The following is a 21,956-nucleotide window of genomic DNA, read 5'->3' on the forward strand; positions in this document are numbered from 1 at the left end:
ACTCAAGCATCACCCACCAGTGATAGCAAGGATGCTTACTATTTTGTGACCTGTGGCGTCACCGGTACTTGCGGTGCAGGTTTTCCCGGCGGGAGGCTCCGGGGGAGGCATCGGCGATCCATGGGCCGGTCCCTTCGGACTGGTCCAGGACGCCCTCCTCCAGCCAGGTGTAATCCCCGGCGAGGACCTTCCGCGTGAGGGCGTGGTCGGCGTCATCCGTGTTCCGCCACAGCTGGTCAAAGTACTCGTCCACACGCACCCGGGCCTGCTCGCAGTAGGCCTCCGCGAGCTCGTAGGCGCTGGCCGCCTTCTCGGGCGCGGTATGCAGCAGCATTTCCGCCCTGGCGCAGCACGCCGTCATGGCGAACAGCTCGGCCCCGATGTCCACCACCCTGCCCAGGAACGCCTGCTTGCGTTCGAGTTTCGCCTGCCAGCGACCCATTCCGTAAAACGTCTGGCGTGCCAGGCGCCGCGACGAGCGCTCCACGAAGCGCAGCTGCTTGGCCAGCCGCCCGAATTCGCTGTACGAGCGCGGGTCCATGCCGGCGCCCGCCACCAGCTTGGGGAGCCATCTGGCATAAAAGCCGGAGGCGCCGACGGCGGCCCTCGCCTTCTCGGACAGGCTCGCGTCCAGCGACGCAAGGTCGCCGGCGGCGGCAAGGTGCGCATCCACCGCCTCCCTGGCGATCAGCAGCCGCATGATTTCCGACGAGCCCTCGAAGATCCGGTTGATCCTCAAGTCCCTCAGCTGCTGCTCCGCGGGAACCGCGCGCTCGCCGCGTGCCGCCAGGGATTCCGCGGTCTCAAAGCCACGGCCGCCCCGGATCTGGACCAGTTCATCGGCAACCCGGCAGCTGATCTCCGTGGCCCAGAGCTTGGCCAGGGCGGCCTCGATCCGGACGTCCTTCTGGCCGGCGTCCGCGAGTTCGGCGGAGAGCTCGAACACCGCATCAAGGGCGAAGGCGGAGGCAGCGATGAACGCGATCTTCTTGCCAACTGCCTCGTGCTCGCCTACCGGCCTGCCCCACTGGGTCCGGGCGTTGGACCATTCCCGGGCGATCTTCAGGCTCCAGCGGCCGGACGCCACACACAGCGCCGGAATGGATAGCCGGCCGGTGTTCAGGGTGGTGAGCGCAATCTTCAGGCCCTGCCCCTCGCGGCCCAACCGGTTGGCGGCGGGCACCCGGACCTGGTGGAACCGGGTCACGCCGTTTTCAATGCCCCGCAGCCCCATGAACGCATTCCGGTTTTCCACGGTGATGCCGGGCGAATCCATCTCCACGACGAAGGCGCTGATGCCGCCCTTGTGCCGGGTGCCGTCAGCATCCGTGCGCGCCGGCACCACGGCCATCACCACCACCAGTTCCGCAATCACCCCGTTGGTGGTCCAGAGCTTCACGCCGTCCAGAAGGTACGCATCGCCGTCGTCCGTGGGCGTTGCAGTGCTGCCCAGCCGGGCAGGATCGCTGCCCACATCAGGTTCCGTCAGGAGGAAGGCAGTGATGGCGCCGGCCGCGCAGCGCGGCAGGTACTCCCGCTTTTGTTCGGGCGTGCCGAAAACCTTCACGGGCTCCGGCACGCCAATGGACTGGTGGGCCGAGAGGAGTGCGCCGAGGCTCGGGTGCACGCTGCCCAGCAAAGCCAGGGCGCGGCCGTAGTACACCAGGGACAGTCCCAGACCGCCATATTCCCGGGGGATCTTCATCCCGAAAACGCCTAGGCCGGCAAGGCCCCGGATGTATTCGTCGGGAATTTTGGCATCGCGCTCGATCACCCGGCCGTCCATGGTGCCGGCGTATTCCAGCAGCCGGGCCATGAATTCCTCGCCCCGTTCCACGGACTCCGGGTCCGGGGTGGGCCAGGGGTGGACCAGGCTGAGGTCGAAGCTGCCCAGGTAGAGGCCTTTGGCGAAGCTGGGACGCTCCCAGCCGGATTCCCGCGCGGCTTCTGCAACGGCACGGGCCTCATCAGCCGTGACGCCGGCGCCGATCTTGCCGGCAGGTACGGGGGTCTCCTCCGCGGGGGAGTCTGTTGCCGGTCCTGTGGAGGTGGGGAGGCCGGTGGCAGGGCTTGTTGCGGGGCTGTCAGTGGCGGAGCTCATGGGTCATCTCCTTGGCCGGATTGGCCGGTGTAGCCATGGATCCGCCGGGTTGGAGAACCCTTCAGCTGTCCCTCAAGATTACCCGCGGGTAGGTTCCGGTGCTAGGGGCGGCCTGGGCCTGGAAATCGCCTGCAACATCCACCGTGGAGGCGTGGTGCACCAGCTTGTCCCAGCCGGTATTGATCCCGTGGACCACTGCCACAAGCACGGTGGAGGCCAGCGTCCAGCCCAGCTTTCCCGCCCCCAGGAGCAGCAGGGCGATCAGCCCCGCCGTCAGGACAAATACGGCGAGGATGGCGCCAAACATCAAGGTTCCCATAAAGACCAAGGTGGCGTTTTCCACTGAACTGAGATCAAACTGCATGAGTCCCCCTGCTGCGTCGTTGCATGTGTTGAGAGTTTGGTTGAGACCAGTAGCACGAGCGTAGGGGGAGACTCCCCGGCCCAGCCAGAGCCGCAACGGGCGCAGAGCCCTGTTGATATGGGATCGAAACACTACCGCCCGGTAGGTCACGGAGTGGTCGCGGCGCCTGCGTTAACCTTGTAGTTGGCGGTTTTCCGATCCAGGCCGCCGCCCCGCCCCCGCAAACAGTCCAAGGAGAGTGTGTGCCCCGCTCCGCCAGGTCATCCGCTGATGCCATCAGCGCCCGGCTTCGGGACCTCGAACTCCTCACCAAGGGACCTGCCTGGGCGCTGACGCGCTCGGCGCCCTGGGTGATCGCGGTGCTGCAGGCATCCTTCACCCGCACCCGGCCGCAGCTGCCGCTGGAAGAGTTCCATGCCGACGTCGACTCCTTCCTTGAGGAGCTCCGCCGCCAGGAGCCCGGGCTGGGTGGAGGGGCGAACGGAAAGTCCTTCGGCGACGAGTGGACGCGCCGCCAGTTCCTGACACGGCGGAACCAGTCAGGCCAGATCGTCTACGAGGTGACCGAACCTGCGGCACGCGTGCTGGCGTTTTTGGACAGCCTCTCCAGCGAACGGTCCACGCTCAACGGGTCCCGCCTGGGCACGCTGCTCGGTGACGTCGAAAAGCTTGCCAACGAGACCAACCCGGACCAGAGCGCCCGGCTGGAGTCCCTCGAAGAGGAGATCGAAGAACGCCAGCAGCTGATCCAGGACATCAGCAGCGGTGAGTTCGACGGCCTGCTGGATGACGACGAGGCGGTGGAGGCCGCGGGAAACATCCTGGACCTGGCTGCAAGCCTGCCCGCCGACTACAAGAAGATGCGTGACAGGATCGAGGAACTGGTAGGCGAACTGCGCAACCAGATCATCGAGGAGTCGCTGACCAAGGGCGCCACCATGGCCCAGGTGCTGGAAGCGGACAAACGCCTCCGCCAAAGCCCGGAGGGCCGGACCTTCCGGTCCTTCACGGCGTTCCTGGAGGACCCCCAGCAGCAGCTGCGGTTCCGGTCCGCCATCGGCGAGGTCCTCGGCCGGCAGTTCGCGGACGATCTCTCTCCGGAGGACAGGGAAACCCTGAAGAACCTGGTGGCGGAACTGCGCCAGCAGCACAGCCAGATCCAGCGGATCTACGGCAAGCTCAGCGAAAGCCTCAACACGTACGTCCAGAGCGATGACTTCCGCCAGTCCATCCGGCTCCGGCAGGTCCTTCGGGAGGCGGAGCAGGCCATCAGGTCCCTTCCCTATGAGCGGGAACGCCCCGGCCTGGTCCCCGGGCCGGTCCTCTTCAATGCGGGGTTCGAGTCACTGTCCATGGTGAAGCTCTTCGATCCCGACGAGTTCGCTGCCCCGCCCAAACTTGCCGATCCCATCGCCTTCAGCGACTCTGACCGCGTGCGCTCGCCGAGGACCGGCAAGGCCAAGCCGGAGGTGGTGCGCGCGGCCCTGGCCGGTGCTGCCACGCTTTCGGAGGCGTGGCAGCAGCTGCCGCCCGGGGAGCAGCACATCAACACCATCCGCGCGCTCCTCTCGCACGCGCTCCACGCCGGCGCCGGCTTCGACAACCAGGGCCTCGAGGCCCTGGACTACGAACAGATAGACGGCACCACGCGCAGGGCCTACCTGCCGCTGGTCACGCTTCCAAAGGATCCTGATGACTGAAGAGACAACCACGACGACGGCGGAGCGGCCTTTCGCCGTCACGCCACGCGACACTTTCGTTGACGGTGCCGCGCTCTTCCCCGGCGATACCGGGGTCCTGTCCATGAAGGTGCGGCAGGCGCTGGTGAGGCTCCTTAAAGGCCCCTATGTGGACGGCGGCCGGGACGAAAAGCTCTGGACCGTCCTGCTGGACAACCAGGTGATCCTGCGGAGCCGGCTCTCCGAGCTGTTCCTCACCATGGAGCTGGACCACGAGCGCAAGATCGCCGTCCTGCGCCCGGTGGACCCCGACGCGATCGGCGGCAGCACCCGCTCCAGCATCCTGCGGCAGCAGCGTGCCCTCAGCCGGGTGGAGACCATCGTGCTGCTCCGCCTGCGCCTGCTGCTGGACCGCCACGTCACCGCGCAGACGGACCCCACGATCACCCGCGAGGAAATCGCCGACCTGGTGGCGCACTACCAGCCCGCCGGCCAGCAGGACGCACTGCGGGACTCGGACGTGGTGAACCGGGCCATCACCAAGCTCCTGGCCCGCCAGCTCCTCCTCCCCACAGGGCTGGACGACGTCTACACCATCTCCAACGCCCTGCCCCTGGCCCTGCCGTTCGAGAACATCGGCGACATCCCCGCCCAGATAGAGGCCCTGAAGTCAGCAACTACGGATCCCGCGGGAACAGAGGCGCTCCTGGAGTTCGACGACGGACCAGCCACTTCCCCGGACAGCGACACTGACACGGAGGACGCCCAGTGAGCATCGCTTCCATGCTCCCGATGGGGGAGCTGACAAACCCCGGCCAGATGCGCCTTGCCCTGGTGCAGGTGGTCAACTGGGGCACATTCCACGGAGCCCACACGATGCACGTGGACCGCAACGGCACGCTGCTTACAGGTAATTCGGGTGTAGGCAAGTCGACGCTGTTCGATGCCATGCTGCGGGTGTTTGATGCCCGGCCCAGGTCCAACGAGGCCGCTGCCCAGCGTTCGGGCGGCGCTGTTGAGGACAAAAGGACCACGTTCACCTACATGCGGGGCAAGGTGGGGGACAAGGCTGTGGGGGAGGGCTCGGCGAGTGCCTTCCAGCGGCCCGGTGCCACATGGTCCGCCGTCGCCCTGACGTTTGATAACGCGGCCGGCACGCGGGTGACCGTCTCGGCCCTGTTCGACCTGCCCAAGAACGGCACGGAGTCGAGCGTCGGGCGTTTCTACGTCATCGACCACGACCCGCTGGACCTGGAAGCGCTCGAAGGCATCGCGGACAAGCGGTTCACCAAGGCTGCCCTGGAGACGATCTTCCCGGATGCCCAGGTTTTCGACGTCCACAAAGCGTTCGCCGAGCGGTTCCGGCGGCTGCTGGGCATCAACTCGGACCAGGCCCTGCCGCTGCTGCGCGTCATCCAGGCCGGCAAGGGCCTGGGCGGCAGCGTCAACACGTTCTTCCGGGACCAGGTCCTTGACGCCCCGGCCACCCTTGCCGCGGCGGACGACGTCGTGGAGGAATTCAGCAACCTGATGTCCATCCGGCAGCGGCTGGAGGACGTCCGGCAGCAGCGGGACCAGCTGGCCCCGGTTCCCGGGCTGAACCGGGAGTATGCGCAGGCTTTGCTGGACGCAAACAGGCTGCGGGACCTCGCCGGTGAGGAGTTCGAGGCCTACCGGCAGAAACTGGCCGTCACGGTCCACCAGGGAATGCTTGAGCGCTTCAGGGGGCTTGCCCAGGGAAAGGCCAAAGAGCTTGGTGCTGAGCGGACTGTCCGGGACGGGCTGGCGAAGGACCTGCGCCAGCTGGAAGCGGATTACAACAACCAGGGCGGCAACGCCATCTCCGCCATCGAGCAGTCCCTGGAAAACGCCCGCGTCGGGCTGAAGCTGCGCCAGCAGGTGGAGGAGACCGCGCGCCAAGCGCTGGCCGACGCCGGCCTCCAGCTTGAGTGGACAGAGGAGGGCTGGGATCAGGCGCACGAGCAGGCGGCGGCAAGGTCTGCCGAGCTCAAGGACGATTCCCAGGCCCTGCAGGAACTCCGCTTTGAAGCGTTCGACGCACACGCAACGAAGAAGCGCGAACTTGCCGCGGCTGAGCAGGAACTCGTGTCGCTGAAGACGCGCAAATCGCTGCTGCCGCCGTCGAGCATTGAAAACCGGGCCGCAATTGCCGCCGCAACCGGCATCCCGGAGGACCGGATGCCGTTCGCCGGCGAACTGATGGACCTCGCCGAGGGGCAGGAGAAGTGGCGCCCCGCCGCCGAACGGGCGCTCCGCAACCTGGCCACCACGCTGCTGGTGCCGGGCGAGCACTTCGCCGCGGTCACCCGGTACCTCAACGACCACGCGGTGCGCGGCGCGCTGCGGGCCGTGGACGTATCCAAGCCGCTTTCCGGCGGCGCGCTGGCACTTGAGGACGTGCGCGACGGCGACCTGCTGACCAAGCTGGACATCCTCGCCACGGGCGTCGCGGCCGAAGCAGGCTCCTGGATCCGTGAGCGCATCGCACTGGATTTCGCCTACCCCTGCGTGGAGGACCCGGACGAGCTGGCATCACTGGACCGCGGCCTCAGCCTGGGCGGCGTGGTTAAGCGCAACCGCCACACCGTGGAAAAGGACGACCGCTTCACCAGCCGGCAGGATTACGTCCTCGGGTTCGACAACGCCGCCAAGCTGGAGCTTGTTGCCGGCCAGGTGGAGGACTTGCGGCAGGAGGTGGCCAAGGCGGCGGAGCTGGCGCAAAGCCGGGAAGACTCGCACCAGGGCATGGCCCGGCAGCTCGAGGCCCTGCGCCGCATCGCCGAGGACCAGCGCTCCTGGGAACAGGTGTCGGCGGCAGTCGCGGCCGAGGAGCTCGTGCGGCTCGAGCAGCGGCTGAAGGACGCCCTCGCAGCCCAGGCGGACCTGGAGCCGCTGCGGGCCAGCATCGAGGAAGTGCGGCAGAAACACCAGTCCAGCACCGAGGCCGCCGCCGTCCTGCAGAGCGAGTACAAGGCCCTGGACCGGCAACTTACCGCTGCCGATTCCCTGCTGGAAGCTGCCCGCCAGCGCCTTGCCCAGGCGCCGCCGTCGGACGCCACCGTCACCGCCCTGGAACCGTACTTTGCCGATTTCGGCGACGTGACGGAAATGCACGAGCTGGATAACCTCGCCAACCGGGTTCGCACCGCCCTGCTGGGGGAGCTGCACACCGCTGAGTCCCGCGGGCAGGCCACTGCCGAGCGGCTCACCCGTATTTTCGAGGCCTTCGTCCGTGACTGGGGGAGCGCCATCTCGGCGGACCACGGCACCACCATCGGCGCGGCCGACGAGTTTGAAACCCGCTACCACGCGATTGTGAGCGACGGGCTCCCCGCCCAGGAAGCGGAGTTCCGCCAGTTCTTCAACCAGCGCACGCACGAATCCTTCAGCACCCTCCTGCACCTGCTGGATGAGGAGCGGCGCTCCATCACCAGCCGCATCCTGCCGCTGAACGGCATCCTCTCGCAGGTCAACTTCCACGAGGGGAGCTTCCTGGAGCTGGACATCAAGCAGACGCTGCCTCCCACGGCCAAGCAGTTCAAGGACGCGATCCAGAATGCCCTGAAGGCCCGGCACACCCGCCCGGCCAAGTCCGAGGCGACCAGGACAGCTGCCGCAGGCGCAGCCGGGGAAACCGGCGGGGAAAGGGACGACGACGCCGAGCTCACCGCCCGCTACAAGTCCCTGGAGACGCTGGTGAAGCGGCTGGGCTCGCAGGCGCCGGAGGACCGGCGCTGGAGGGCCGAGGTGCTGGACGTGCGCGGCCACCTGTTCATCCAGTGCAAGGAGCACCGTGAAGTTGCCGGGCCGGCGTCGGGCAGGAAGGGCGGAGCGAAGAAATCCGAGGTGTTCATGCATGCGGACACCGGATCCATGTCCGGCGGGGAGCGCCAGCGCTTCACGGCCTTCATCATGGCTGCTGCCCTGAGCTACCAGCTCGGCATCGCGGAGCAGGGCTTCACCACGTACGGCACCGTGATGATGGACGAGGCCTTCGTGCTGGCCTCCGAGGAGTTCGCCGGCGCCGGAATCAAGGCACTGCACGAGTTCGGGTTCCAGCTGCTGCTGGCCGCCCCCGAAAACGTCATTGACCTCTCCCGGCACTTGGGCTCCGTCACCGAAATCCTCCGCGACAAGCGCACCAACCGCTCAGGAGTGCTCACGGCGCCGGTCATCACACCGCGGCCTGGCCAGGAGGGCGAGTGGAGGTCCGAAGCGAATCCCGTGGACATCGTCCTGCGCTGACGTCCCCGGCGTGACCCATATAACAAATTGATGGAATTATTGCGCAAGCTCTGGTGAGGGTATTTCCCGTGTGCCACTCTGGGCTTTACCAACTCACCCCGCCTGAGTAAATCCCATAGGTACTGCGGAATGCTGGGTTCCGCCCTGTTCCCCAAGAGAACGATGGCGTCCTCTTGAAAGGCACCCGCATGCGCCCATCACAACGCGTGGCATTCTTCCCGGCAGCAATCGCTGCGGCGGCGCTGTCCCTCGCGGGCTGCGCAGCCGACACCTCGGTGGAAACCGCCGGCTCCCAGGACTCGGGCGCAACGGCTCCGGTGTCCGCGAACCCCGCCTCCCCGGCCGGATCCCCAGGTCCGACGGCGGCAGGAAAGCAGCCGGCTCCGCCTGCCTTCCACCCCGACAGCCTGGTGACCGTCACCTTTCCGGACGGCCGGCTGTCGTTTCAGCACCCGAAGGAATGGCACGTTGAGTTCTTCCACGCATCCGAATCGCCTTACGTCGGCACAGCAACGGTGTCCGATCCCACCAGCCAGGCGAAAATCAGCATCTACACCGGCCAGATTGCAGACGTAGTAGCCAGCTCTGCTGCCCGGACCGTCCTCGAGACGGACCCGGTGCCGGGACTGGTGGGGCAGTCTGTTCCAACTCCACATGCGTCGTTCTTTGTTGACCGCAGCGGCGACGCCGCACAGTACCGCATGGGGCTCACTCCAGGGCTGCCCGTCTCGCCGGACGGGGAGGCGCAGGATGGACTGATCATGCTGGGCGACCGTGTTTTGACTGCGGATGTGGTGTTCACGGGTCAGCCGTTCACCAATGACGAGGAGGCGAAAGCCTGGTACTGGGGAACGGAAGGCCAAGCTTTGAAGGCTCTGCTCATGAGCTTCTCCTACCCAGCCATCGTTCCCGCCGCCACCTCTTCCCCCGTTCCCTTGGGACCGGTGACCTTCACGTTCGCAGACGGCCGCCTTTCCTTTGCCCATCCGGAGGGCTGGCGCGTGGAGCATGAGGAGGTTTTGGCGTCCCCGGCTGTGGAGACGGCCACCGTTTACGATGCCGGCGGCAACGAGCAGATCAACATCTACTACAGCCAGGTCGGTGATGCCACGGCGGGGCCTGCTGCCAGGTTCGTGCTCGAGACGGACCCGGTGCCCGGATTGATCGGGCACTCCGTTCCGACTCCCAGTTCGTCGTTCTTCGTCGACCACGCTAATGGCCCCACCCATTACCGGATGGGGCTGACCCCAGGATCGCCCATCTCGCCCGACGGAAAGGTTCAGTACGGGCTCATAAAGATCGGCGACCGCATCCTGACCGCGGACGTGCTGTTCGCCGGGGAGCCGTTTGCGGACGATGTGGCGGCGAAGGCCTGGTACTGGGGCGACGAGGGCCGGACCCTTAAAGCCGTCTTGATGAGTTTTTCCTACCGCTGACCCTCCAGGCGGAAGCCCTCCCCCACTTCGGCGGGGGAGGGCTTCCGCTTTACTGTCCGTGATGTGTGCCGGTTACTTCGCCTGTACCCGCGCCATGAACTGGGCAGTCCGCTCCTTCAGCCCTTCAATCTGGCGGAGGACGACGGCGGCGGGGTCCGGATTGATCTCATTGGCCGGCGGTTCCTTGCGGACGTTGCCGCAGCAGAGAAAATCGGCGCAGATCAAGGTGCCCACGGTGTTGCCGTTGCGGCCGGACTGCCCGGCGCGCCTGGCCACCCAGAGGAGCACGTCCTCCTTGGAAAACACGTCGCGGCACAGCTCGCAAAGGACTGAGCGGTTCTTCCGGGCCCCGCCTTCGGGCGCCCGGAGCATGATGCCTGTGACTCCCTTCGGACCAGCGACCACTAGGTAGCCGCGGAGGGGCATTTTCTCGTCCCGCCAACCCAGGAAGTCAAGGTTGTCCCAGTCGAGGGCGTCGAAATCCTTGGGCAGCGTGAGTTTGGCCGCTTCGGAGCGGCTGGCATTGATAAACGATGAGCGGATTTGCTGAGGCGTGATGGATTGCATGGCTGGACTTTCGCGAAGGGTGAGGCCCCGGCGTGCGGGGAATGGCAGGTGGGTTTCAGCTGTTCCCCGTGGAGCAGGCCATTGCGGCCACCCCGCTCACCATGGCAGCGCCGACCGTGACGGCCTTGTGCTTGCTCATTTGTCCTTCGTCTCCCCATCGGTCGCCGGCTGCGGCTGGCGGTCCAGCCGGTTCTTTCCGGCAGGAACATCCTGCCAAACCGCATCTTCCCTGTCCAAGGCCGCCCAACCCCGCAGCACTGTGTCCTTCGTCACGAACTGGAATAAGATACAGAAACCTTGCGTAATGATCCCGAGGGTAGGCTAGCCTTACTTAAGTTCGCTTCATGACTTAAGGAGTTCCGTGACTTCCCCCCTCTTCTCCGGGCCCAGCGCCACGCGCCGCACACTGTTCAAATCAGCCGGCAAGGCCACAGCCGTCCTGGCCGCTGCGGCACTCACCCTGTCCGCCTGCTCCACAGGGCCCGCCGCCTCCGCCGGCGATGTCAGCGCTTCCAGCTCCAGCAGCTCGCAGTTCCCCGTCACCATCGAGCACGTCTACGGCGAAACCACCATCGAGAAGCAGCCCACCCGCGTGGCCACTGTCTCCTGGGTTAATGACGACGTCGCCATTGCCCTGGGTGTTGTACCGGTGGGCGTGCCCAAGAACGAATGGGGCGGCAACGAGCAGGGCTCCACCCCGTGGAAGGACGCAGCGCTGGAGGAGCTCGGCGCCGGATTCGGCTCGGACAAAGCCCCGGTGCAGTACTCCGAGGCGGACGGCATCAACTTCACCGAGATCGCCAAGCTCACCCCGGACGTCATCCTGGCCGCCTACTCGGGCCTCACCGAGGAGGACTACAAAAAGCTCACCGAGATCGCGCCGGTGGTAGCCCACCCTGAACTGGCCTATGGAACCTCCTGGCAGGACTCCACCTCCATCATCGGCAAGGCCCTCGGCAAGGATGCCGAAGCCGCCAAGCTGGTCTCCGACACCGAGGCCACCATCAAGGAAAAGGTTGCCGAGTACCCCCAGATCACCGGCAAGAGCTTCATCTACGGCAACCTGGAGCCCGCCTCGGCTGACGGCGTCAACGTCTACACCGCCAATGACAACCGTCCCCGCTTCCTCTCTGAAATCGGCATGAAGCTGGCGCCCGTGGTGGAGGAGAACTCCAAGGGCTCCAAGGAATTCTTCATCCCCTGGTCAGCCGAGAAGGCCAATGAGCTCGAGTCCGATATCTTCGTGACCTGGGTTCCGGACGCCGCCACCACTGATTCCATCAAGTCCGACCCCCTGCTGGGCCAGATCCCTGCCATCAAGAACGGCGCCCTGGTGGCCGACTCGGACAACACGTTGACCCTGTCCATCTCCGCTTCCTCCCCGCTGAGCCTGCCGTGGTCGCTGGACACGTTCCTGCCGCAGCTTGCCAGCGCAGCGGATGCGGTGAAGTAGGCACAGTTCCATGACGGACAGTACGACGACGGCGGCGCGCCCTGAGCCTGGACCCGGCACCGTGGTGCCGGGACCGGCACGTGCCGGCGGGGCCCGCGGCCGCGCGTTCGGCGGGCCGCGGGCCGCCTGGCTGCTGGCCGCCGTCGTCGTGCTGGTCCTCCTGGCCGGGGCCTCCCTGGCCATTGGCGCGCGGGGTCTTCCCCTGGCCACCGTCTGGCAGGCGCTCACCGCGTTTGATCCTGCCAACGGCGACCACGCCGTGGTCCACGCCCGTATCCCGCGCACCGTCCTCGGCCTGTTGGCGGGCGGCGCGCTGGGCCTCGCAGGCGCAGCAATGCAGGGTGTGGCCCGCAACCCGCTGGCCGATCCCGGCATCATGGGCGTCAATGCCGGGGCCGCCCTCGCGGTGGTCACCGGCATCTACGTCTTCGGGGTCGGCTCGCTCTCGGGCTACATCTGGTTCGCCTTCGTCGGGGCCGCTGCCGCCGCCGTCGTGGTGTACCTCATTGCCTCCCTCGGCAGGGACGGTGCCACCCCGGTGAAGCTCGCCCTGGCAGGTGCCGCGCTGAATGCCGGCCTGTACTCCCTGATGAATGTCATCCTGGTCTCCAGCCAGGACACCCTGGACCGGTTCCGCTTCTGGCAGGTGGGCGGCATCGCCGGACGGGACTGGTCCGTTGTGCTGTCCGGGCTGCCCTTCCTCGCCGCCGGCGCCGTCATCGTGCTCCTGACCGGCCGTATCCTCAACAGCCTGGCCCTGGGTGACGACATCGCCAGGGGCCTGGGCCAGCGGGTGGGCCTGGCCCGCGCCGTCACTGCACTGGGCATCGTGCTGCTGTGCGGATCGGCCACCGCGCTGGCGGGACCCATCGCCTTCGTTGGCCTGGTCATCCCGCACGCTGTCCGTTTCCTCACCGGGCCGGACTACCGCTGGATCCTGCCCTTCTCCCTGGTCCTTGCCCCGGCACTGCTGCTTGGCGCGGACATCATCGGCCGCGTGGTGCTCCTGCCCGGCGAGGTCCCGGCCGGCATCATGACCGCCCTCGTCGGCGCACCCGTCTTCGTCTGGTTGATCCGCCGCGGCAAGGGGGCCGGGCTGTGACCATCACCAACCCCCGCGATATGGCACTTGACGGCAGCCCGGCGCGCAAATACCCCCGTTTTCTGCCATTTCGGGGCCTGAACCGGACTGCGCTCCTGGCCGCCGCCGTCCTGGTCCTGTTCGCCGTGTCCGTCCTGCTGGGCAGCTACACGGTGACCATCCCGGACTTCTTCAAGATCCTCATCGCGCACCTGGCCGGCGGCGAAAAGATTCCCGGCGCCAGCTTCATCGTGATGGAAAACAAGCTGCCGCGGGCCGTCACCGGAACCATGATCGGCGTCGCGTTCGGGCTGGCGGGCGCCCTGTTCCAGACCATGCTCCGCAACCCGCTGGCCAGTCCGGACGTCATCGGCATCAGCTACGGTGCCAGTGCTGCCGCGGTCCTGGCCATCGTGGTTTTCGGCGCCTCCGGAGCCGCGGTTTCCGGTGCTGCCCTGGGAGGTGCGCTGGTTGTTGCGGCCATCATCTACGCCATCTCCAGCAGCGGTACGCTGCGCGGAAGCGGCCGCGGCGATGCTGCCGGCAACCGGCTCATCCTGGCCGGGGTTGGCATCGCCGCAGCGCTGCACGCGGTGGTCAACTTCCTGATGACCCGCACCGACATCCGCACCGCCGCGGATGTCCTCGTCTGGCTCAACGGCTCCCTGAACTCCGCCAGCTGGGACCGCGCCGGCGTCCTGGCACTGGCCCTCGCCGTCCTGCTCCCCGCGGTGGTGGTGATTGCCGGTCCGCTGCGCATCCTGGAGCTCGGCCCCGATGCCGCCGCCGGACTGGGGATCAGGGTAGGTGCCACCCGGCTGGCGCTGGTGATCACCGCCGTCGCGCTGGCAGCGGTGGCGACGGCGGCAGCCGGGCCGGTCTCGTTCGTCGCCTTCCTGGCCGGTCCCATCGCCCGGCGCTTCACCGGCAAAGCCAGCCTGCCGGCGTCGGCCCTGGTGGGCGCCCTGATTGTCCTGGCGGCCGACTTTGTGGCCGCCAACGTGGCCCCCCTGCTGCTGGACGGCACCGTGCTGCCGGTGGGAGTTATCACCGGTGCGCTCGGTGCCCCGTTCCTGCTGTGGCTCCTGGTCACGGCCAACCGAAAGGATGCCTGAGGTGGCAGTTCTCAACGCCAAGGACCTGACGCTGAAATACGACCAGCGCTGCGTGGTGGACGGCCTCAGCGCCGAGATCCCCGAGGGCAAGGTGACCATGATCGTGGGCGCCAACGCCTGCGGGAAGTCGACCCTCCTCCGCGGACTGTCCCGGCTCCTCAAGCCGGCGGCCGGCACCGTGACCCTGGACGGCAAGGACATCCACTCCCTTCCGGCCCGGGAACTGGCCCGCACCCTCGGGCTCCTGCCGCAGCACCCCACCGCCCCGGACGGCATCACGGTCCGGGACCTGGTGGGCCGGGGACGCTACCCGCACCAGGGCTTCTTCCGCAGCTGGAGCGAGCGTGACGATGCTGCCGTGCAGCGCGCGCTCGAGGCCACGGAGACGCTGGGCCTCGCTGGGCGGAACGTGGACGAACTCTCCGGCGGGCAGCGGCAGCGCGTCTGGATCGCCATGGCCCTCGCGCAGGAAACCGACGTGCTCCTCCTGGACGAGCCCACCACCTACCTGGACCTCGCGCACCAGGTGGAGGTCCTGGACCTCGTGACGGACCTGAACCGCCAGCGCGGCACCACCGTGGCCATCGTTTTGCACGACCTCAACCTTGCCGCGCGCTACGCAGACAACGTGATCGCCATGAAGGACGGCGCCGTGGTGGCAGTGGGCAGCCCGCTCGACGTCGTCACGGAAGGCCTGGTCCGCAGCGTGTTCGGCCTCGAATCGCGTGTCATCCCGGACCCCGTTTCCGGCACGCCCCTGATCATTCCCATCGGCCGCCACCACGTCCCCGCCAACGAACTGGAGCTCGTTTCATGAAAACCCGCGACATCGCCTCCACGGAGCCCATGACCCTGGCGTTCGAAGTCACCGTCACGTCGGTCCAGGAACTCAGCCCCAACTTCCGCAGGATCACGTTCGGCGGGTATGCGCTGCGGGACTTTGGCGTCCACGGCGACACCCTGGACCTCCGGATCAAGCTGATGATCCCCTCCCTCGCAGCAGACGGCAGCCCGCTGCCCCTCCCCGTTTTCGAAATGAGCCAGGCCGGCTGGTACCGGGAATGGCTGGCCATGGACCCTGCCGTGCGCGGTTCCATGCGCACCTACACCGTCCGCCAGGCCCGCCTGGACGCGGTGTACCCGGAGATCGACGTGGACTTCGTGATGCATTTTGACGACTCTGGGCATGGCGGGCCGGCCGCCAACTGGGCCCTCAACGCCCAGCCCGGTGACGCGATCACCATCATCGGCCCCAACAACAGGGCTGCGCACTGTGTCACGGCCGAAACCTACTCGGGCATCGAATGGCGGCCCGGGCTCGCGCAGCGCATCCTGCTCGCCGGCGACGAAACCTCCGTTCCGGCCATCTCCGCCATCCTGGAAAGCCTGCCCGCATACATGACCGGGCACGCCTTCCTGGAGGTCCCCGAAGCCGGCGATTTCATGGAGCTGAGCTCACCCGCCGACGTCGAGATCACCTGGCTGGCACGCGGTGCGTCCATCGGGCGGTCCCGCCCGCACGGCGAACTGCTCCAGGACGCCGTGCGCAAGGCCGTGCCCGTGCCCGGCTGGGTTGGCATCAAAGCGGCCGACGGCGGCGCGGGCCCCGAGCCGGAGGACGTCAACGTGGACGTGGACATCCTCTGGGAAACCCCGGCACGGATGGAGACTTCCGAGATCCAGGCATCCAAGAACCCGGGCATGCCCGCCGGAGCCATGCCCTTCTACGCCTGGATCGCCGGCGAAGCCGCCGTCATCAAGGACATGCGGCGGTACCTGGTCCGGGATGTCGGGATTGACCGGAAACAGGTGGCGTTCATGGGCTACTGGCGGCAGGGCAAAGCCGAGGGGTGACGCTCCCCAGGTGGCGGGAGGCACATTCTCTGCGTGCTCGCTCGTTCCGCCCCTCGGACCCCTGGCCTCGCAAGCTCGGCAAGGGAACCCTGCCCGAGTGGGCCCAGCTTAGACGCACGCTGCCGAATGTCCCTCCCGCCGCCTCAATTCACTGCAGCCCCCCGCAACGCTCTCGCACTTGATGTGGGTTTTTCGCGGACGCTCGCGCACTTACTGTTCATCCCGCCGTCGTCCTAGCTTTTCCTTACATCGTTAGCGTGGGCGGGTGCATCCTGAACCTTTGCTTCCCAGCTCCGGGCGGCGGGTGTTTGTTGCGCTGGGGGACTCTTTCACCGAGGGGGTGGGGGACCGGGACGAGCGGTTGCCCAATGGAGTCCGCGGCTGGGCGGACCGGGTGGCGGAGAGGTTAGCCAAGGCCCAGCCGGGGTGGCGCTACGCGAACCTTGCCATCCGCAGCAAAAGGCTCCGGCACATCGTCAACGAGCAACTGGAACCGGCGCTGCGGATGCGGCCCACGCTGGTCACGCTGTATGCAGGCGGCAACGACATCCTTGACCTCACAACGGACATGCCCGCGCTGATGGCGGACTATGAAAAGCTCGTGGCGCAGCTGGCGGAAACCGGTGCAACGGTGGTGCTCTTTACGGGGTTCGACATCAAGGTCTCGGCCCTGCTGGAGCCGTTGAAGAAGCGCAACACCTACTACAACCAGCAAGTGCGGGCCATTGCCGAAAAGTACGGCGCCGTGCTGGTGGACTATTGGTGCCTGGATGCGTTCCACGACCGGCGCATGTGGGACTCGGACCGGCTGCACATGTCCAAGGCGGGACACAAGTACCTTGCGGGGCAGGTACTGGACCAGCTTGGGGTGCCGCACAAGATTACGCTGAAGGACTGGGAGCCGCCGGCACGCCACAGCCTGCGGGAATGGGAACGGCAGCAGCGGCGCTGGATCCGCGACTGGGTACTGCCGCTCTTCGGCCGTAAACTGCGCGGCGTTACGCTGGGGGACGCGCTTGGCCCGCGCTGGCCGGATCCGGTCAAGGTGCCGCGGAAGGGCGGACTGAAGAAACTGGCGGGCGCGTCCAACGGCCCGCGTGAGTCCTAGCTGTCCAGCAGGATTTCGTACCCCGGTGCCACCCTTGCGGCGTGGAACTCCATGACCTCGAAATCCGCAACGCCATTCGTGTAGAACGGGTCCTGCGCCAGGCAGGCATCCAGGGTGGCGCGGTCAGCCTGGGAGAGCAGCAGGCCGCCGGTCCTGGGCACCTTGCGCCCAGCTGCAATAAAGACGCCGTCATCGAAAGCCTGCTGCAGCCAGGCAATGTGGCCGGCGTTATGGAAATCCACGATGTCCTGCGGAACCCGGTAGCTCAGGGAGACAACATACATGGCCCCAGCCTACCGGCCGCCGGGGAGCCTAGTTGAAGAATCAACCACGTTGCCCTCGTAGAATGGGGACATGACCGAACCGCGCTGGCTCAACGCCGACGAACGCCGTGCCTGGCTGGCCCTGGTGAGCATCAACACCCTTTTGCCCGCAGCCCTCGACACCAAACTCCACACCGCGGGGAAGCTGTCCCTCTTCGACTACACCGTCCTGGCAATGCTTTCCGAGGCTGAGGGCCGGTTCCTCCCCATGAGCGAGCTCGCTGCCCGCAGCAGCGCATCCCTTTCCCGGCTTTCGCACGTGGTGACCAAGCTGCAGAAGCGCGGCTGGGTTGAGCGCCGGCCCCATCCCCACGATGCCCGGGTCACCACCGCCCATCTGACCGAAGAAGGGATGGCCACCATCGTGGGGCTAGCGCCCGGGCACGTCGAGGACGTTCGTGGCCTGTTCCTGGACGCACTCACAGAGCAGGACGTCCTGGACCTGGCAAGGATTGGTGAGAAGGTAGTGGGCCGGCTGGACGCCGACCACTGGATCCTCCGGGAGAACTGACCCACCAGCCGGCTGGTTGGTTGCTCCCGGCAACGGGTGGCAAACTAACCGGATGGACTTTACTTCCCGGTTTGTCGCCCTCGGAGACTCCTTTACGGAAGGCGTGGGCGACGACGATCCCACCCGCCCCAACGGTGTCCGCGGCTGGGCGGATCGCGTGGCTGAGCAGCTGGGCGCCGCTGACCCTGGCTTCGGTTATGCCAACCTCGCCATCCGTGGCAGGAAACTGCGCCACATCCTGGCTGAGCAGGTGGACGCCGCCGTCGAACTTAACCCCACCCTGGTGACCATCTACGCCGGCGCCAATGACATCCTCCGGCCCAGGATCGACATCGACGACCTCCTGGTGGAGTACGACGACGCCATCGCCAAACTGCGCGCCACCGGTGCCACCGTGGTCATGTTCACGGGCTTCGATGCGCGGGGCTCGAAGGTGTTCAGCACCATGCGGGGCCGCACGGCGATCTACAACGAACTGGTCCGCGGCATTGCGGGAGACCACGGCGCGCTCCTGGTGGACTACTGGCGCTTCAGCGAGTACTACGACTGGGGGATGTGGGCGCAGGACCGGATGCATATGTCCGCGGCCGGCCACGCCAATATGGCCAAGCGGGTGCTGGATGTCCTGGAACACGACCACTCCATCGACATTCCGCCCATGACCCCCGTCCCTGAACTCAGCGGGGTAGACGCCCTCCGCGCCAACGCCCGCTGGTTCCGCGAGTACGCCGGTCCCTGGGTGGTCCGCAGGGTGACCGGCAAGTCCTCCGGCGACGGCCTGAAGCCGAAGTATCCCGAGCTCACACGGCTCTAGCTGCACGGCCTGCTTATACACCTTCCGACGCCGGATTGGTCTTTAATTGCGTGAACTCGTAGACTTGGTAGGCGCTAAGTGCGCGGAGCGTGCGCAATTGCTCCGGTTGCCCGGTAATTTCTCCAGGGCGGCCGGTAGTTAGGGGCTCAAGTTGCGTGACTAACCGTTGCCCTTCTTCACTTTTGGGTCGCCCTTAGCAGCATGGTCCAGCAGCAGATATGCGGATCATTACTTTCAATTCTTGAGGAGAAGTCATGGCAGCACACTGCCAAGTGACCGGAGCCGAGCCGGGCTTTGGGCACAGCATTTCGCACTCGCACCGCCGCAACAAGCGTCGGTTCGATCCGAACATTCAGAAGAAGCGCTACTGGGTTCCGTCCCTGCGCCGTAACGTCACGCTGCAGGTTTCCGCACGTGGCATCAAGACCATCGACGTACGCGGCATCGACGTAGTCGTCGCCCAGATCCTGGCTCGTGGGGTGAAGCTCTAGTGGCTAAGGACAAGGACGTACGTCCGATCATCAAGCTCAAGTCGACCGCGGGCACGGGTTACACCTACGTAACCCGCAAGAACCGTCGTAACGATCCGGACCGCATGGTCCTGAAGAAGTACGACCCCAAGATCCGTCAGCACGTCGAATTCCGAGAGGAGCGCTAAACATGGCTAAGAAGTCCAAGATTGCTCGCAACGAGCAGCGCAAGGTCATCGTAGAGCGTTACGCTGCAAAGCGCCTCGAGCTGAAGAAGACCCTGGTTGACGAAAACGCAACCGACGAAGCACGCGAAGCAGCCCGCCTGGGCCTGCAGAAGCTGCCCCGCAACGCGTCCCCGATCCGTCTGCGTAACCGCGACATCATCGACGGCCGCCCCCGCGGTACCTTCCAGAAGTTCGGCATCTCCCGTGTCCGCTTCCGCGACATGGCCCACAAGGGCGAACTCCCGGGCATCACCAAGTCTTCCTGGTAATCCAGCACTGCTGCTACCAGCTGCTTGAGAAGAGCCGGCAACCTTATGGTTGCCGGCTCTTCTGCGTTAAACCTGCACCTCTCCCCGGGCTTCCGCGCCGGCTCCAGGACTGTGCCGCAGCACACAAAACAAAAGTACGGCGGCGGAGGCCCCTCCCAGGTGCCAACGGCCCGTACTTCCGCGGAACGGCGGGGATCGGACCCTCCTGGCAGGGGGATTTGCAGTGGCGCGGGAGCAGGTGTATTGTTTTCTAAGTCGCCGCGAGGGAGACAGCGAAGAGCTGGTAACCACGGCGGCCAAACCCCCAAAAATCAACACCAATTCTGGTAGGGCTTTAGAGCGCTCCTGAAGAGGTTGGGAACGGTTCTCCTCAGATGGAAATCCTGAAACACGGATTTGCTTCGGAGTGAATGATCCGGTAAGTTTGAGAAGTTGCTCCGGAGCGATCCACGGCTGAGAAGTGCTGGTGGTGGTGCCGGGTGTGTCTGTTGTTTGAGAACTCAATAGTGTGCCAAGTTTGTTGATACCAATTGTTTTATTGATTGGTTGTTTTGGCCAGGTCCGCCACCCCGTGGTGTGGTCTGGTTTTTACAGCTGGTTTCAAATTTTGCAGTGTGGTGGCCGCGTTTTCCCGTGGTGCCATGTTGTGTTCGTTTTTGTTTTACTTCAACGGAGAGTTTGATCCTGGCTCAGGATGAACGCTGGCGGCGTGCTTAACACATGCAAGTCGAACGATGAAGGGAGCTTGCTCCTGGATTAGTGGCGAACGGGTGAGTAACACGTGAGTAACCTGCCCTTAACTCTGGGATAAGCCTGGGAAACTGGGTCTAATACCGGATATGACTCCTCATCGCATGGTGGGGGGTGGAAAGCTTTTTGTGGTTTTGGATGGACTCGCGGCCTATCAGCTTGTTGGTGAGGTAATGGCTTACCAAGGCGACGACGGGTAGCCGGCCTGAGAGGGTGACCGGCCACACTGGGACTGAGACACGGCCCAGACTCCTACGGGAGGCAGCAGTGGGGAATATTGCACAATGGGCGCAAGCCTGATGCAGCGACGCCGCGTGAGGGATGACGGCCTTCGGGTTGTAAACCTCTTTCAGTAGGGAAGAAGCGAAAGTGACGGTACCTGCAGAAGAAGCGCCGGCTAACTACGTGCCAGCAGCCGCGGTAATACGTAGGGCGCAAGCGTTATCCGGAATTATTGGGCGTAAAGAGCTCGTAGGCGGTTTGTCGCGTCTGCCGTGAAAGTCCGGGGCTCAACTCCGGATCTGCGGTGGGTACGGGCAGACTAGAGTGATGTAGGGGAGACTGGAATTCCTGGTGTAGCGGTGAAATGCGCAGATATCAGGAGGAACACCGATGGCGAAGGCAGGTCTCTGGGCATTAACTGACGCTGAGGAGCGAAAGCATGGGGAGCGAACAGGATTAGATACCCTGGTAGTCCATGCCGTAAACGTTGGGCACTAGGTGTGGGGGACATTCCACGTTTTCCGCGCCGTAGCTAACGCATTAAGTGCCCCGCCTGGGGAGTACGGCCGCAAGGCTAAAACTCAAAGGAATTGACGGGGGCCCGCACAAGCGGCGGAGCATGCGGATTAATTCGATGCAACGCGAAGAACCTTACCAAGGCTTGACATGAACCGGAAATACCTGGAGACAGGTGCCCCGCTTGCGGTCGGTTTACAGGTGGTGCATGGTTGTCGTCAGCTCGTGTCGTGAGATGTTGGGTTAAGTCCCGCAACGAGCGCAACCCTCGTTCTATGTTGCCAGCACGTGATGGTGGGGACTCATAGGAGACTGCCGGGGTCAACTCGGAGGAAGGTGGGGACGACGTCAAATCATCATGCCCCTTATGTCTTGGGCTTCACGCATGCTACAATGGCCGGTACAAAGGGTTGCGATACTGTGAGGTGGAGCTAATCCCAAAAAGCCGGTCTCAGTTCGGATTGGGGTCTGCAACTCGACCCCATGAAGTCGGAGTCGCTAGTAATCGCAGATCAGCAACGCTGCGGTGAATACGTTCCCGGGCCTTGTACACACCGCCCGTCAAGTCACGAAAGTTGGTAACACCCGAAGCCGGTGGCCTAACCCCTTGTGGGAGGGAGCTGTCGAAGGTGGGACTGGCGATTGGGACTAAGTCGTAACAAGGTAGCCGTACCGGAAGGTGCGGCTGGATCACCTCCTTTCTAAGGAGCACCTACAGTTCCCATGTCCTGTGTATGCGGGGTGTGGGGGTTGTCAGGAGTAAAGGCCCGTTGCGCAGACGTTTGTTCTGCGGCGGGTGCTCAAGGGTGGAATATCAACAAATAGGTGCC

19 protein-coding genes and 1 rRNA gene are annotated in these 21,956 nt (G+C 65.4%); 16 read left to right on the forward strand and 4 right to left on the reverse strand.

The window, feature by feature from the left end; genetic code table 11:
- Positions 1-58 precede the first annotated feature (58 nt).
- Together WHH00_RS19510 and WHH00_RS19515 are read right to left on the reverse strand one after the other, a co-directional pair.
- The gene (locus WHH00_RS19510; RefSeq protein ID WP_406635403.1) at positions 59-2,101 is read right to left on the reverse strand and encodes an acyl-CoA dehydrogenase family protein; all 2,043 of its coding nucleotides are present in this window, start codon (positions 2,099-2,101) and stop codon (positions 59-61) included.
- A gap of 61 nt (positions 2,102-2,162) precedes the next feature.
- Positions 2,163-2,465 (reverse strand): hypothetical protein, encoded by a 303-nt coding sequence (locus tag WHH00_RS19515; protein WP_406635405.1) that lies wholly within the window; start codon positions 2,463-2,465, stop codon positions 2,163-2,165.
- Between the two features lie 242 nt (positions 2,466-2,707).
- Here WHH00_RS19515 and WHH00_RS19520 point away from each other — a divergent pair, with 242 nt between their 5' ends.
- The 4 genes from WHH00_RS19520 (at position 2,708) to WHH00_RS19535 (ending at position 9,846) form a co-directional block, all read left to right on the forward strand.
- Complete coding sequence (locus WHH00_RS19520) at positions 2,708-4,165, forward strand: DUF3375 family protein (protein ID WP_406635407.1); 1,458 nt, start codon at positions 2,708-2,710, stop codon at positions 4,163-4,165.
- Entirely contained in the window at positions 4,158-4,916 is a 759-nt protein-coding gene (locus WHH00_RS19525; RefSeq protein WP_406635409.1) for a DUF4194 domain-containing protein, read from the forward strand. The genes WHH00_RS19520 and WHH00_RS19525 overlap by 8 nt, the downstream gene beginning before the upstream one ends.
- Entirely contained in the window at positions 4,913-8,410 is a 3,498-nt protein-coding gene (locus WHH00_RS19530; protein WP_406635410.1) for an ATP-binding protein, read from the forward strand. The genes WHH00_RS19525 and WHH00_RS19530 overlap by 4 nt, the downstream gene beginning before the upstream one ends.
- A gap of 188 nt (positions 8,411-8,598) precedes the next feature.
- Positions 8,599-9,846, forward strand: a complete 1,248-nt coding sequence (locus WHH00_RS19535; RefSeq protein WP_406635412.1) for a hypothetical protein — start codon at positions 8,599-8,601, stop codon at positions 9,844-9,846.
- A gap of 72 nt (positions 9,847-9,918) precedes the next feature.
- Here the strand turns inward: WHH00_RS19535 and WHH00_RS19540 are convergent, their stop codons facing one another.
- Positions 9,919-10,413, reverse strand: a complete 495-nt coding sequence (locus WHH00_RS19540) for an FBP domain-containing protein (RefSeq protein WP_406635414.1) — start codon at positions 10,411-10,413, stop codon at positions 9,919-9,921.
- Positions 10,414-10,774: 361 nt separating this feature from the next.
- Here WHH00_RS19540 and WHH00_RS19545 point away from each other — a divergent pair, with 361 nt between their 5' ends.
- The 6 genes from WHH00_RS19545 (at position 10,775) to WHH00_RS19570 (ending at position 17,024) form a co-directional block, all read left to right on the forward strand.
- Positions 10,775-11,866, forward strand: coding sequence for an iron-siderophore ABC transporter substrate-binding protein (locus WHH00_RS19545; RefSeq protein ID WP_406635416.1), 1,092 nt, complete (start codon positions 10,775-10,777; stop codon positions 11,864-11,866).
- 10 nt (positions 11,867-11,876) lie between these two features.
- Positions 11,877-12,968 carry a FecCD family ABC transporter permease gene (locus WHH00_RS19550; protein WP_406635418.1) on the forward strand — a complete coding sequence of 364 codons (1,092 nt, stop codon included), beginning with the start codon at positions 11,877-11,879 and terminating at the stop codon, positions 12,966-12,968.
- Positions 12,969-12,988: 20 nt separating this feature from the next.
- Positions 12,989-14,062: a FecCD family ABC transporter permease gene (locus tag WHH00_RS19555; protein ID WP_406638707.1), complete on the forward strand. Its 1,074-nt coding sequence runs from the start codon at positions 12,989-12,991 to the stop codon at positions 14,060-14,062.
- 1 nt (position 14,063) lies between these two features.
- Positions 14,064-14,879: an ABC transporter ATP-binding protein gene (locus WHH00_RS19560; protein ID WP_406635420.1), complete on the forward strand. Its 816-nt coding sequence runs from the start codon at positions 14,064-14,066 to the stop codon at positions 14,877-14,879.
- A complete protein-coding gene (locus WHH00_RS19565; RefSeq protein WP_406635422.1) occupies positions 14,876-15,916 on the forward strand; it encodes a siderophore-interacting protein in 1,041 nt (346 codons plus the stop codon). Before WHH00_RS19560 ends, WHH00_RS19565 begins: the two co-directional genes overlap by 4 nt.
- A 265-nt stretch (positions 15,917-16,181) precedes the next feature.
- Positions 16,182-17,024 carry an SGNH/GDSL hydrolase family protein gene (locus WHH00_RS19570; RefSeq protein WP_406635424.1) on the forward strand — a complete coding sequence of 281 codons (843 nt, stop codon included), beginning with the start codon at positions 16,182-16,184 and terminating at the stop codon, positions 17,022-17,024.
- On the opposite strand, the gene WHH00_RS19575 is transcribed toward WHH00_RS19570, so the two are convergent.
- Positions 17,021-17,308, reverse strand: coding sequence for a YciI family protein (locus WHH00_RS19575; RefSeq protein WP_231457184.1), 288 nt, complete (start codon positions 17,306-17,308; stop codon positions 17,021-17,023). The two genes, WHH00_RS19570 and WHH00_RS19575, sit on opposite strands and share 4 nt — an antisense overlap.
- Before the next feature lie 70 nt (positions 17,309-17,378).
- Between WHH00_RS19575 and WHH00_RS19580 the strand changes: the two genes are divergently transcribed.
- From WHH00_RS19580 to WHH00_RS19605, 6 genes are all read left to right on the forward strand, one after another.
- Complete coding sequence (locus WHH00_RS19580; RefSeq protein WP_231457185.1) at positions 17,379-17,858, forward strand: MarR family winged helix-turn-helix transcriptional regulator; 480 nt, start codon at positions 17,379-17,381, stop codon at positions 17,856-17,858.
- 52 nt (positions 17,859-17,910) lie between these two features.
- Positions 17,911-18,672 carry an SGNH/GDSL hydrolase family protein gene (locus WHH00_RS19585; protein ID WP_406635426.1) on the forward strand — a complete coding sequence of 254 codons (762 nt, stop codon included), beginning with the start codon at positions 17,911-17,913 and terminating at the stop codon, positions 18,670-18,672.
- A 254-nt stretch (positions 18,673-18,926) separates the two neighbouring features.
- Complete coding sequence (gene rpmB, locus WHH00_RS19590; protein WP_013602738.1) at positions 18,927-19,163, forward strand: 50S ribosomal protein L28; 237 nt, start codon at positions 18,927-18,929, stop codon at positions 19,161-19,163.
- Positions 19,163-19,330, forward strand: a complete 168-nt coding sequence (gene rpmG, locus WHH00_RS19595) for a 50S ribosomal protein L33 (RefSeq protein WP_013602737.1) — start codon at positions 19,163-19,165, stop codon at positions 19,328-19,330. Before rpmB ends, rpmG begins: the two co-directional genes overlap by 1 nt.
- Before the next feature lie 2 nt (positions 19,331-19,332).
- A complete protein-coding gene (gene rpsN / locus WHH00_RS19600; protein ID WP_009358853.1) occupies positions 19,333-19,638 on the forward strand; it encodes a 30S ribosomal protein S14 in 306 nt (101 codons plus the stop codon).
- Between the two features lie 666 nt (positions 19,639-20,304).
- A 16S ribosomal RNA gene (locus WHH00_RS19605) occupies positions 20,305-21,827 on the forward strand.
- Positions 21,828-21,956: the final 129 nt, after the last annotated feature.

It is taken from the genome of Pseudarthrobacter quantipunctorum (genome assembly GCF_045291495.1).
Taxonomy (GTDB): Bacteria; Actinomycetota; Actinomycetes; order Actinomycetales; family Micrococcaceae; genus Arthrobacter; species Arthrobacter quantipunctorum.

What these genes read in the sequence shown, in the direction of transcription:
- WHH00_RS19510 (WP_406635403.1), bottom strand. Translation starts at nt 2,101, where the DNA reads ATGAGCTCCGCCACTGACAGCCCCGCAACAAGCCCTGCCACCGGCCTC.
- WHH00_RS19515 (WP_406635405.1), bottom strand. Translation starts at nt 2,465, where the DNA reads ATGCAGTTTGATCTCAGTTCAGTGGAAAACGCCACCTTGGTCTTTATG.
- WHH00_RS19525 (WP_406635409.1), top strand. Translation starts at nt 4,158, where the DNA reads ATGACTGAAGAGACAACCACGACGACGGCGGAGCGGCCTTTCGCCGTC.
- WHH00_RS19535 (WP_406635412.1), top strand. Translation starts at nt 8,599, where the DNA reads ATGCGCCCATCACAACGCGTGGCATTCTTCCCGGCAGCAATCGCTGCG.
- WHH00_RS19540 (WP_406635414.1), bottom strand. Translation starts at nt 10,413, where the DNA reads ATGCAATCCATCACGCCTCAGCAAATCCGCTCATCGTTTATCAATGCC.
- WHH00_RS19550 (WP_406635418.1), top strand. Translation starts at nt 11,877, where the DNA reads ATGACGGACAGTACGACGACGGCGGCGCGCCCTGAGCCTGGACCCGGC.
- WHH00_RS19555 (WP_406638707.1), top strand. Translation starts at nt 12,989, where the DNA reads ATGGCACTTGACGGCAGCCCGGCGCGCAAATACCCCCGTTTTCTGCCA.
- WHH00_RS19565 (WP_406635422.1), top strand. Translation starts at nt 14,876, where the DNA reads ATGAAAACCCGCGACATCGCCTCCACGGAGCCCATGACCCTGGCGTTC.
- WHH00_RS19575 (WP_231457184.1), bottom strand. Translation starts at nt 17,308, where the DNA reads ATGTATGTTGTCTCCCTGAGCTACCGGGTTCCGCAGGACATCGTGGAT.
- WHH00_RS19580 (WP_231457185.1), top strand. Translation starts at nt 17,379, where the DNA reads ATGACCGAACCGCGCTGGCTCAACGCCGACGAACGCCGTGCCTGGCTG.
- WHH00_RS19585 (WP_406635426.1), top strand. Translation starts at nt 17,911, where the DNA reads ATGGACTTTACTTCCCGGTTTGTCGCCCTCGGAGACTCCTTTACGGAA.
- rpmB (WP_013602738.1), top strand. Translation starts at nt 18,927, where the DNA reads ATGGCAGCACACTGCCAAGTGACCGGAGCCGAGCCGGGCTTTGGGCAC.
- rpsN (WP_009358853.1), top strand. Translation starts at nt 19,333, where the DNA reads ATGGCTAAGAAGTCCAAGATTGCTCGCAACGAGCAGCGCAAGGTCATC.